The following is an 11,117-nucleotide window of genomic DNA, read 5'->3' on the forward strand; positions in this document are numbered from 1 at the left end:
CACGGCAGCTCTCTAGAGAGCACCTGGACCCGCCGTTGGGTTCGCGACGTCGAGCCTCGTTTGCCGCAGGAATCTCACTAGTCTCTCAGGCTAACCATGTTTGTCGTTATCGCCGACCCCCGCAGGTAGTCCGTCGGTTACGCACCGATATTCGCCAGCTCGGGGGAACGGGTTCGACACCGCCCGGGGGCCGGGCAGGGCGAACCGTGGAAGAGGTACACTGCGGGGCATGGCCGGAGTCTTCCTGCTTCTTACCGGGCCGTGCTGATGCGCTGAACCCAGCGACAGCACGGCGGCCCCTCCTGCGCGAGGGGCTTTTTTGTGCCCGCCGCCGGCCCGGCCCGGTGGTGCCGAGACGAAGCGAAGCGAAGCGAGGAGAGACGATGAGTGAGGCAGCCGCACCGGCGGGCGACATTCCCCCGTTCCGGTACACCGCGGCCCTGGCCGACGAGATCGAGATTCGTTGGCAGGACATCTGGGCGCGCGAGGGCACCTTCCACGCACCGAACCCGACCGGCCCGCTGGCCGACCCGACCCATCCACGCGCCGGCGCGGAAAAGCTGTACGTGCTGGACATGTTCCCGTACCCCTCCGGGGCGGGCCTGCACGTCGGCCACCCGCTGGGCTACATCGGCACCGACTGCTACGCCCGCTACCAGCGGATGGCCGGCCGCAACGTGCTGCACGCGATGGGCTTCGACGCGTTCGGCCTGCCCGCCGAGCAGTACGCGGTGCAGACCGGCACCCACCCCCGGACCACCACCGTCGCGAACATCGAGCGGTACAAGGCGCAGCTGCGCCGGCTGGGGCTGGCGCACGACGAGCGTCGCTCGGTGGCCACCATCGACACCGACTTCTACCGCTGGACCCAGTGGATCTTCCTGCAGATCTTCAACTCCTGGTACGACCGCGACGCCAACCGGGCCCGTCCGATCGCCGAGCTGATCGCCGAGTTCGAGGGCGGTAACCGGCCCACGCCGGACGGCCGCGCCTGGGCCGAGCTGAGCGTCGCCGAGCGCCGCCAGGTCGTCGACGACCACCGCCTGGCGTACGTCTCGCAGGCGCCGGTGAACTGGTGCCCGGGGCTGGGCACCGTGCTGGCCAACGAGGAGGTCACCGCCGACGGCCGTTCCGAGCGGGGCAACTTCCCGGTCTTCAAGCGCAACCTGAAGCAGTGGATGATGCGGATCACCGCGTACGGCGACCGGCTGCTGGACGACCTGGACAGCCTGGACTGGCCCGAGCCGATCAAGCTGATGCAGCGCAACTGGATCGGCCGCTCCATCGGCGCCCACATCGACTTCCCGACCAGCGCGGCGCCGGTGCGGGTGTTCACGACCCGCCCGGACACCGTCTTCGGTGCCACCTACATGGTGCTGGCGCCCGAGCACGAGCTGGTCGACGCGCTGGCGCCGGCCAGCTGGCCGGACGGGACGAGGGACGCCTGGACCGGCGGGCACGCCAGCCCCCGGGAGGCCGTCGAGGCGTACCGCAAGGCGGCGGCCGCCAAGACCGACGTCGAGCGGCAGTCCGACAGCAAGGAGAAGACCGGCGTCTTCATCGGCGCGTACGCCACCAACCCGGTCACCAGTGGGCAGATCCCGATCTTCATCGCCGACTACGTGCTGGCCGGCTACGGCACCGGCGCGATCATGGCGGTGCCGGCGCAGGACGAGCGGGACTGGGCGTTCGCCGAGGTCTTCGAGCTGCCCATCGTCCGTACCGTGCAGCCCGCGGAGGGCTTCGACGGCAAGGCGTACACCGGGGACGGCCCGGCGATCAACAGCGCCGCGCCCGAGCGCGGCCTGGACCTGAACGGCATGGGGGTCGCCGACGCCAAGGCGGCGATCATCGCCTGGCTGGAGGCGAACGGGCACGGCGCCGGCGCGGTGACCTACCGGCTGCGCGACTGGCTGTTCTCCCGGCAGCGTTACTGGGGCGAGCCGTTCCCGATCGTCTACGACGAGACCGGCGCGGCCATCGCCCTGCCGGAGGAGATGCTGCCGGTCGAGCTGCCGGAGGTCGACGACTTCTCCCCGAAGACGTTCGAGGCCGACGACGCCAACAGCAACCCGGAGACCCCGCTGTCGCGGCGGCGCGACTGGGTCGAGGTCGAACTGGACCTGGGTGACGGACCGAAGCGCTACACCCGGGAAACCAACGTGATGCCGCAGTGGGCCGGCTCCTGCTGGTACGAGCTGCGCTACCTGGACCCGACAAACAGCGAGCGGTTCGTCGACGCGGAGAACGAGCGGTACTGGATGGGTCCGCGCGCCGACGGCGACTGCGGGGGCACCGACCTGTACGTCGGTGGCGCCGAGCACGCCGTGCTGCACCTGCTGTACGCGCGGTTCTGGCACAAGGTGCTGTTCGACCTGGGGCACGTGTCGTCGTTCGAGCCGTTCCGCAAGCTGTTCAACCAGGGCATGATCCAGGCGTACGCGTACACCGACTCGCGCGGCAGCTACGTGCAGGCCGAGGAGGTCTTCGAGCGCGACGGCGCTTACTACCTGGGTGACCTGGCGGTCAACCGCGAGTACGGCAAGATGGGCAAGTCGCTGAAGAACGTGGTGACGCCCGACGACATGTGTGCCGCCTACGGCGCGGACACCTTCCGGGTGTACGAGATGTCGATGGGCCCGCTGGAGGTCTCCCGCCCCTGGGAGACCCGGGCGGTGGTCGGCTCGTACCGGTTCCTGCAGCGGGTGTGGCGGGCCGTCGTCGACGAGCAGACCGGTGCCCTGCGGATCACCGAGGACCAGGCCGACGAGGCGACCCGCCGGCTGCTGCACAAGGTGATCGACGGGGTCCGTGGCGACATGGACGGCATCCGGTTCAACACAGCGATCGCCAAGCTGATCGAGCTGACCAACGGGCTGACCCGACTGTCGGCCACGCCCCGCGAGGTGGCCGAGCCGCTGGTGCTGATGGTGGCGCCGTTCGCCCCGCACGTGGCCGAGGAGTTGTGGCGCAAGCTGGGCCACGACACCTCGCTGACGTACGCGGACTTCCCGACCGCCGACCCGGCGCTGCTGGTGGCCGACACGGTGACCTACCCGGTGCAGGTCAACGGCAAGGTCCGTGGTCGCATCGAGGTCCCCGCCGACGCCTCCGAGGAGGTCGTCCGCGCGGCGGCCCTGGACGCGGTGGCGGCGACCCTGAACGGGAAGGAACCGCGCAAGGTCATCGTGGTCAAGGGCCGGATGGTCTCGGTCGTCGCCTGACTGCGAGCGATACGCACCGTGACGTCCACGGAGGCGGGCACCGCGGTGAGCGTTATGACTCAGGGGCATAAATATGCCTCTGAGTCATAACGCTCTCCGGCGTATCCCCCGCCGGTCTCCGCACAACCGGCTCGTGCAGTCGCCGGATCAACCAGACCAGCCACCCGACGGTTGCGCTCCGGTGGTCACGGGCGGGGCGGCAGTGGCGGCAGCCGGTCCGCGCGGAGCAGCGAGTACGCGTGCTGCTGTGCGGGGTCCGAGTTGTTCCTCGCCGAGGATCCTGGTGACGGCGAGCTTCCCGTCGCGCAACGGGGGCCGGAAGAGGAAGTCCGCGGTTCAGACCGGCATGGTGCGACGGCGGCGGCGTTCGGCGCGCCACCACTGGTGGATGAGCACCAGGCTGGCGATCAGGCCGAGGCTGGCCGGGGCTGCGGCGTACCAGTTGACGTGGCCGGGGGAGCTGACCGCCGCGCCGATCGCCGCGTAGCCGAAGGCGGTCGGCGCGGACGCGATCACGCTGCCGGCGAGGAACGGCAGCACTCGGGCGCCGGTCGTGCCGTAGCCGTAGCTGACCAGGCCGAAGCCGGCGATCGGCAGCAGCCGGACGGTGACCACACCGAGCACGCTCTGCCGGGCGAACCAGCCGTCGAGGCTGGCCAGGCGACCGCGGACCCGTTCGGCCACGAACTCCCGCCCGAGCAACCGGCCGACAGTGAACCCGATCGCCGCCGCCACCAGCGCGGCGCCGAGGGCGTACGCGGCGCCCTCCAGCGGGCCGAAGATCGCACCTGCGGCGAGCGTGATGAAGGTCCGGGGCACCAGCGCGACCAGCAGCAGCGCGCCACCGAGGATCGCCGCCACCGGAGCGAGGTCGCCCAGCCGGTCGGCGACCAGCGGTAACTGCGCCGGATCCGGCCGGGGCACCAGCAGCAGCAGTAACCCGCACCCGCCGATCAGCAGCACGAGCAGGGCGAACCGGGCGGCCGACGGCTGCCGGAGCAGCCGTCGGACGGCACGGATCATGCCCGGGCGGCGGCCACCGCGGAGCGGCGCTCGTTGCGGAGCCGGTCCGACCAGGTGTCGTCCAACGGCGGGAGCTGGTGTGCCCCGGTGGCCCAGCGCAGCAGCAGGTCGGCCAGGGCCGGGTTGCGAGCCAGCGCCGGCCCGTGCGAGTAGGTGCCCAGCAGCTTGCCGCGCCATGCGCCCTCGGTGGCGCCGTCGTTGCCCACCCCGGCGGTGACCCGGGCCAACGGGGACACCTCCGGACCGAGGTGGGTGCGGCCGCCGTGGTTCTCGAAACCGGTCAGCGGGGGCAGGCCCAGCCGGGGGTCGATCTCACCGGCCAGCTCGCCCACGGCCCGGCTCTCGCCCCGGTCGGACCGCAGGTCGAGCAGCTCCAGCCCGCGGCACTGCACACCCTTGGCGAAGAACGAGGTGCCGAGCAGCTGGTAGCCGGCGCAGACGCCGAACACCACCGAGCCCTGCGCGACGGCGCGGTGCAGGCCGCCGTCGGCCAGCAGCCGCTGGGCGCCGAGCGCCTGCGGGCCGTCCTCGCCGCCACCGACCAGGTAGATGTCGGCGGTCGCGGGCAGTCGCTCGTCGGAGCGGACCTCCAGCACCTCGACCGGCATCCCACGCTGCCGGGCCCGCCGGGCGAGGATCAGGGCGTTGCCCCGGTCTCCGTAGGTGGAGAGCAGGTCGGGGTAGATCCAGACGATGCGCAGACTCTCAGATGACACGGTCCAACTCCGCTCGGATGTCCTGGAACGCGGTGTAGTTCGCGATGACCTCCAGCCGCCCGGGCGGGACCGACCGGAGTGCGTCGTCGAACGTGCGGACGTGCTGGAACGGCACGTCGTTGACGTCCAGTCGAACCGCCAGGTCGTATGCCCGGTCGCCGGTGATCAACACCTGCCGGCCGCGGAGCGGGGCGAAGTCGACGTCGTAGAGCCAGGAGGTGTCCAGGCCGTCGGGGTCGCGCGCGTTGATGGAGAGCAGGGTCGGCGCGTCGTCGGCCATGTCGAACGCCTCCAGCCAACTGGCCGGGTTCTTGGCCAGCAGCAGCCGGATGTTGCGCCCGTCCTTGTCGACCTGGGCGTAGCGGCCGGCCACCGAGGTGACGATGCCGAGGCGGGACACCGCGTCGACCGGGCGGACGCCGAACTCGGCGGCCACCGCCAGCGCGGTCGCCGCGTTGCCGAGGTTGACCTTGCCGGGCAGTTGGAGGGAGACCTTGTGCCAGGCGCCGGTGGGGTCGAGCACGCCCTCGTCCTCGACGACCCAGTGCGGCTCCGGTCGGCGTAGCGGGCAGCCGGTGCACCACCACTGCTCGCCGGAGCGCTGGATGGTGGAGCCGCACTCCGGGCAGACCCAGGAGTCGTCGTGCCAGCGTTGGCCGGCACTGAACCACGTCACGTGCGGCGGGTTGATGCCCCGGGCGGGGTCGCCCGGTGGGGTGGCGGCCCACACCACCAGCGGGTCGTCGGCGTTGGCCACCACCCGTACGTCGGTGTGCCGGACCAGCGCCGCGCGCCAGAGCTGCGCCATCATGGCGACCTCCTTGGCGCGGTCGAGCTGGTCGCGGGAGAGGTTCAGCAGCGCGACAACGTGCGGCTCGGTCGCCTCCAGCACCTGCGCCAGGTAGTGCTCGTCGACCTCCAGCACCGCGTACGGGGTGCTGCCGGCCTTGGCCAGCGCCGAGGTGTGCCCGCTGGGCATGTTGGCGCCGAACGAGTTGGTGGCGACCCGGCCGAGCACGCCGACCGCGGCGGAGGTCAACCGGGTGGTGGTGGTCTTGCCGTTGGTGCCGGAGACGAGCGCGATCGCGCGCCCGGCCGACAGGTGGGCCAGCAGGTCCGGGTCGATCTTCAGGCCGATCCACCCGCCGATCACCGAACCGTCGCCACGGCCGGCGGCCCGGGAGAGCGCCGCGGCGGTCCGTGACACGGAGCTGGCCACCTTGGCCCGTAGGGGCATTTTCGCGTCCGTCACGCGAGCGAGGTTACCGGACCGCCGGCCCCACCAGATCGCCGCCGACGGTGAACCGTTCGGCCGTGGTGGTTGCGCGGGCGGCCGGGTCGGCGTCCCCCGGACGGAGTCGATCTATGTCGGAAAGCGGACCACGCCGAGGGGCGGCCGGAGCCCTCCACTCCGCTCCACCCCTTGTGACGTGCGGTTTTGTCGCCGGGTCAGGCGCGCCACGCGGGCGAATTTGGTTGCGGGTGGAGGGAAGTGGAGTAGAGTGGGGACCAATGGTGAGGCCGGGAGGGCTCACCGGCCCGGGGGGTCAGCGGCGCCGCGAACGCCGCTCAGGGGCGAGGGGGTTGGGCCGATGTTTCTCGGCACCCACACTCCGCGCCTGGACGAAAAGGGCCGGTTGATCCTTCCGGCCAAGTTCCGGGATGAGCTGGCGGGGGGTGTCGTGGTCACCAAAGGGCAGGAGCGCTGCCTCTACGTCTTCCCGACCCCTGAGTTCCAGCGGATCGCGGAGCAGTTGCGCGCACAGCCGATGACCCACAAGGCGGCCCGGGCCTACAGCCGGGTCTTCTTCGCCAGCGCGCACGACGAGGTTCCAGACAAGCAGGGTCGGGTGACCATTCCGGCTCACCTGCGGGCCTATGCCGCACTGGACCGCGAGTTGGTGGTGATCGGCGCGAGCACGCGGGTGGAGATCTGGGACAAGGTCGCCTGGGAGACCTACCTCGCCGAGAGCGAAGACGACTTCGCCGACATCGAGGAGGGGGTGCTGCCCGGCGGTCTGTAGGGCGGTAACGGCGCCCGACGTACTGCGAGATCTCCAGCCGCTTTCGAGTTCCTGGCATCACTTCCCCGGTGCCAGGCGCACGATCCAGTCATTGGGCGACGGTCCGGTGTCAGGCGGGAGCGGATGGGGATCTGGCGGTACGACGGCAGCGCCGTCCGACGACAGGCGCACGAGAAGAACGGACGTTTCAACCAGTGGGGGTCATCATGGGGGAGTTGCGCGGCACGCACGTGCCGGTGCTGCTCGAGCGGTGTCTCGAGCTGCTGGCCCCCGCGCTGGGTCGAGGCGGCCGGACGGTCTACGTCGACGCGACGCTCGGTCTCGCCGGGCATGCGGAGGCGGTGCTCGAGGCGCATCCGGAGACGGTCCTGATCGGGCTCGACCGGGACACCGAGGCGCTCGCTCACGCGCGGGTCCGGCTGGCCCGGTTCGCCGATCGGGTGCACCTGGAGCACGCCGTCTACGACGAGTTGCCGGACGTGCTGGACCGGCTGGGCTATCCGGCCATCGACGGCATCCTGTTCGACCTGGGTGTCTCGTCGTTGCAGTTGGACGCGCCCGACCGAGGGTTCGCGTACGCCCAGGACGCGCCGTTGGACATGCGGATGGACCAGACCCGGGGGGTGACCGCCGAAGAGGTGGTCAACACGTACGCGCATCCGGACCTGGCCCGGGTGCTGCGGGTCTACGGCGAGGAGAAGTTCGCCGGTCGGATCGCCTCGGCGATCATCCGGCAGCGGGAGCGGGCCCGGATCACCTCGTCCGCGCTGCTGGCGGAGCTGGTTCGGGACTCCATTCCCGCACCAGCCCGACGAACGGGTGGGCACCCGGCAAAGAGAACGTTTCAGGCTTTACGGATCGAGGTAAACAGAGAGCTGGCAGCGCTGGAGACAGCGTTGCCATCCGCACTCGACGCACTGACCGTGGGCGGTCGCATGGTGGTCCTGTCCTACCACTCGCTGGAGGACCGGCTCACCAAGGCGGCCCTCACGGACCGGGTCCGCAGTAAGGGCCCGATTGACCTCCCGGTCGAGCTTCCCGGGTCCGGTCCGACGTTCCGGCTGCTCAGCCGGGGCGCCGAACTGCCGGGGGAGGCGGAGGTCGCCGCGAACCCGCGGGCCGCCTCGGTGCGGCTGCGGGCCGCGGAGCGACTCGACCCGAACGCGACAGAGCAGGGGCGGACCGACCGCGAACGGTCTCGCCGACGGGTGAAGGGAATGCACCAACCGGGCACGGGGTCCGCCTGATCCGTGGGGGGTCAGGGGCACCGGGACGGCTAGAGGGACGGATGTTGAGGGGGAGGGGACATGAGCATTGACAAGCGCGACCGCCGGGACGTCACCGGCGGCGGGCAGCGCGCACCGCGGTCGGGGGGCCGGATCGCGGCGGAGCGGGCTCCGCGCCTCGGAAACGGTACGCCACGCATCGATCGAACGAATCGGCAGGGGGAGACTCGCGCCCGGGGGGCGCGCGAGTTCCCGACTCAGGGCACGGCCGCGCTGCGACCGGTCGAGAAGGCCGCCAGCGCGACCAGCGCCCGGCCGCCGCGGCTGCGGGTGGCGCCGCCGCCGCCGATCTCGGTGCCGCGTGCGCCGTTCGCGGCGCTGATCGTGGTGCTGGTGGTCGGTGGGGTGCTGGGCATCCTGGCGGTCAACACCAAGATCAATGAGAACGCGTTCCGGCTGGAGCGGTTGCAGCAGCAGCAGGCTCGACTGGACCTGGAGAAGCAGCAACTGGACAAGCAGATCGCCGACGCCGAGGCGCCGGGCAACCTGACCGCCAACGCGAAGCGGCTGGGCCTGGTCGACGCCGGCGAGCCGGGCTACATCCGGCTGCCGGACGGCAAGACCATCGGTGTGCCGCAGCCGGCGAACGGCCAGCCGTCGGTGACCAGCCAGGGTGCGGGAGGCTGACCGGTGCCACCAAGGTCGGACGAGCCGCGCCGGGACCCTACGGGGTCCCGGCGCGGTTCTGCACGTGATGCCGGGCCCGCCGACGGCGAGCCGCGCACCGGCGAGCCGGGCATCGGGGGCATCTCCGGCGCCCGGGCGTACACCCCGAGGGGTCGGACCGTCCGCGAGGAGCACGGCACGCCGGCGCGCGGTCAGGGCGCCGAGCAGCGGCGTACGCCGCGCAGCACCCGGTCCGGTGACCCGTTCCGGCCGGCGTTGCAGGTGCTCGACGGCGGTCGGGCCGCCGCCCGGGCCGGCCGGCGCGACGCTCCGGCGGCCGGACGCGGTGGGGTGGTGCGCACCGTCGCGCCGCGAACCCCCGGTGGCCCGGGTGGGGACGAGCCGCCGCCGCGCCGCCGGACCACGCCACGCGCGCCGCGGCGCACCGACCGACCGGCGGCCCGGCGGCCGTCGCGCAAGCCACGACGCCCGCCGAAGCTTGCCGACTCGCGACTGCGGCTGCGGCTGGGCACCGTGCTCGCCCTGACGCTCTTCGCCACCATCGGGATCCGGCTGATCTTCCTCCAGACTGTCGACGCTCCGGCGTACGCCGGGGGCGGCATCGTCGACCGGCTCCGCACCGTCGAGCTGCCGGCGCCGCGGGGTGCGATCTACGACAGCACCGGCGCGCCGCTGGCCCGCAGTGTCGAGGCGCGGTACGTGTACGCCGATCCGACCGAGGTGGAGGACTCGGCCGCCGTCGCCAAGGCGCTCTCCCCGCTGCTCGGCATCCCGGTGTCGAAGCTGATGGAGCTGATGAAGCCCCGCAAGCTGGAGGACGGTAAGGCGTCCCGATTCGTGTACCTGGCGCGAGGAGTGGAGATCTCGACCGCCAAGCGCGTGCAGGCGCTGGAGCTGTCCGGCATCGGGGTGCACCGCGACGAGCGTCGCGAGGTGCCCGGCGGTGACCTGGCGGCCAACCTGATCGGCTTCACCAGCCAGGACATGGTCGGATTGGAGGGGCTGGAGGCCCGCTACGACGACGTGCTCGCCGGTCAGGACGGCAAACGGGTGTACGAGGCCGGCCTCGGCGACCTCGCCGCGCCCATTCCCGGTGGCTACAGCCGGACCACTCCCGCCAAGCCGGGCAGCTCGCTCGCCCTCACCCTCAACCGTGACCTGCAGTTCCGGACGCAGCAAATTCTCAGCGCGGGCATGGCCCAGGCGCCGGGCGGCACCGGTGCCGCCGTGGTCATCGAGATTCCCTCCGGCGCGGTGCTGGCCCAGGCCAGCAACCCCACCTACGACGCGGCGAAGCCGACGCCCAGCGACCCGGTCGCCCGGGAGGACGCCGCGACCAGCTTCGTGGTGGACCCCGGCTCGGTGCACAAGGCGATCACCTACGGCGCAGCGTTGCAGGAGGGAGTGATCACGCCGGACACCACGCTGCCGATCGCCAACAGCATCAAGAAGGGCGACACCTGGTTCTCCGACACCCATCCGGCCAACGGCAAGCGGATGAGCGTGCCGGGGATGCTCGCCTTCTCGTCGAACGTCGGCACGATCACCATCGCCGACGAACTCGGTCCGGATCGGCTGATCGACTACCAGAAGCGGTTCGGGCTGGGCAAGCCCACCGGCGAGGGGATGCCCGGGGAGGCCAGCGGTCGACTGCTGCCGGCCGACGAGTGGAGCGAGTCCTCGCAGGGGTCGGTGCCGATCGGGCACAGCGTCGACGCCACCCCACTGCAGATGGCCGCCGCGTACGCCGCCATCGCCAACAACGGCACGTACGTGCAGCCGCACCTCGTCAAGGAGGTGATCGGCCCGGACGGCAAGCGCACCCCCGCGCCGGCACCGGTGACCCGCTCGGTGCTCAGCCCGCAGAACGCGGCGGCCCTGCGCACCATGCTGGAGGCGGTCACCACCGTCGACGGCGCCACCGGCGTCACCGCCGCGGTTCCCGGTTACCGGGTCGCCGGCAAGACCGGCACCGGCTGGCGGCTGGTGAACGGCAAGAAGCAGCCCGGCGAGGTGTCCTCGTTCATCGGGATGGCTCCCGCCGAGAACCCCCGGTACGTGATCGCGGTGTTCGTGTATGCGCCCAACGGCGGGGGCGCGGCGATCGCCGGGCCGGCGTTCCGGGACATGATGCAGTTCACTCTGCGTCACTACCGGGTACCGCCCTCCACCGGCGGATCCGCGCCCAAGTTCGTGGTCTATCCGCGCTGAGCAGCA

General features: G+C 71.7%; 7 protein-coding genes and 1 pseudogene. 5 read left to right on the forward strand and 3 right to left on the reverse strand.

The genetic code is table 11. From position 1 onward, the window contains the following. Positions 1 to 383: 383 nt before the first annotated feature. On the forward strand, positions 384 to 3,224 hold the full coding sequence (gene leuS / locus PSH03_RS25565; RefSeq protein WP_238690626.1) for a leucine--tRNA ligase: 2,841 nt from the start codon (positions 384 to 386) through the stop codon (positions 3,222 to 3,224). 336 nt (positions 3,225 to 3,560) lie between these two features. Here the strand turns inward: leuS and PSH03_RS25570 are convergent, their stop codons facing one another. Genes PSH03_RS25570 through PSH03_RS25580 form a run of 3 tightly spaced genes read right to left on the reverse strand, consistent with a single transcriptional unit; the run spans position 3,561 to position 6,200 of the window. Further along, a complete protein-coding gene (locus tag PSH03_RS25570; protein ID WP_210785714.1) occupies positions 3,561 to 4,247 on the reverse strand; it encodes a TVP38/TMEM64 family protein in 687 nt (228 codons plus the stop codon). Next, on the reverse strand, positions 4,244 to 4,963 hold the full coding sequence (locus PSH03_RS25575; RefSeq protein WP_091407683.1) for a type 1 glutamine amidotransferase: 720 nt from the start codon (positions 4,961 to 4,963) through the stop codon (positions 4,244 to 4,246). Before PSH03_RS25575 ends, PSH03_RS25570 begins: the two co-directional genes overlap by 4 nt. Further along, on the reverse strand, positions 4,953 to 6,200 hold the full coding sequence (locus tag PSH03_RS25580; RefSeq protein ID WP_091407686.1) for a MurT ligase domain-containing protein: 1,248 nt from the start codon (positions 6,198 to 6,200) through the stop codon (positions 4,953 to 4,955). Before PSH03_RS25580 ends, PSH03_RS25575 begins: the two co-directional genes overlap by 11 nt. Positions 6,201 to 6,555: 355 nt before the next feature. Here PSH03_RS25580 and mraZ point away from each other — a divergent pair, with 355 nt between their 5' ends. The 4 genes and pseudogenes from mraZ to PSH03_RS25600 all read left to right on the forward strand — a co-directional run bounded on the left by mraZ (position 6,556) and on the right by PSH03_RS25600 (position 11,111). Next, complete coding sequence (gene mraZ / locus PSH03_RS25585; protein WP_030488958.1) at positions 6,556 to 6,987, forward strand: division/cell wall cluster transcriptional repressor MraZ; 432 nt, start codon at positions 6,556 to 6,558, stop codon at positions 6,985 to 6,987. A 206-nt stretch (positions 6,988 to 7,193) separates the two neighbouring features. Next, a pseudogene (gene rsmH, locus PSH03_RS25590) lies at positions 7,194 to 8,231 on the forward strand (16S rRNA (cytosine(1402)-N(4))-methyltransferase RsmH); the annotation flags it as partial. Between the two features lie 63 nt (positions 8,232 to 8,294). Then, on the forward strand, positions 8,295 to 8,900 hold the full coding sequence (ftsL, locus tag PSH03_RS25595; protein WP_210785713.1) for a cell division protein FtsL: 606 nt from the start codon (positions 8,295 to 8,297) through the stop codon (positions 8,898 to 8,900). A 3-nt stretch (positions 8,901 to 8,903) separates the two neighbouring features. Beyond that, positions 8,904 to 11,111: a peptidoglycan D,D-transpeptidase FtsI family protein gene (locus tag PSH03_RS25600; protein WP_238690627.1), complete on the forward strand. Its 2,208-nt coding sequence runs from the start codon at positions 8,904 to 8,906 to the stop codon at positions 11,109 to 11,111. Positions 11,112 to 11,117 lie beyond the last annotated feature (6 nt).

This window comes from Micromonospora salmantinae (genome assembly GCF_022230905.1).
Lineage (GTDB): Bacteria > Actinomycetota > Actinomycetes > Mycobacteriales > Micromonosporaceae > Micromonospora > Micromonospora salmantinae.

What these genes read in the sequence shown, in the direction of transcription:
- leuS (WP_238690626.1), top strand. Translation starts at nt 384, where the DNA reads ATGAGTGAGGCAGCCGCACCGGCGGGCGACATTCCCCCGTTCCGGTAC.
- PSH03_RS25570 (WP_210785714.1), bottom strand. Translation starts at nt 4,247, where the DNA reads ATGATCCGTGCCGTCCGACGGCTGCTCCGGCAGCCGTCGGCCGCCCGG.
- PSH03_RS25580 (WP_091407686.1), bottom strand. Translation starts at nt 6,200, where the DNA reads ATGCCCCTACGGGCCAAGGTGGCCAGCTCCGTGTCACGGACCGCCGCG.
- mraZ (WP_030488958.1), top strand. Translation starts at nt 6,556, where the DNA reads ATGTTTCTCGGCACCCACACTCCGCGCCTGGACGAAAAGGGCCGGTTG.
- ftsL (WP_210785713.1), top strand. Translation starts at nt 8,295, where the DNA reads ATGAGCATTGACAAGCGCGACCGCCGGGACGTCACCGGCGGCGGGCAG.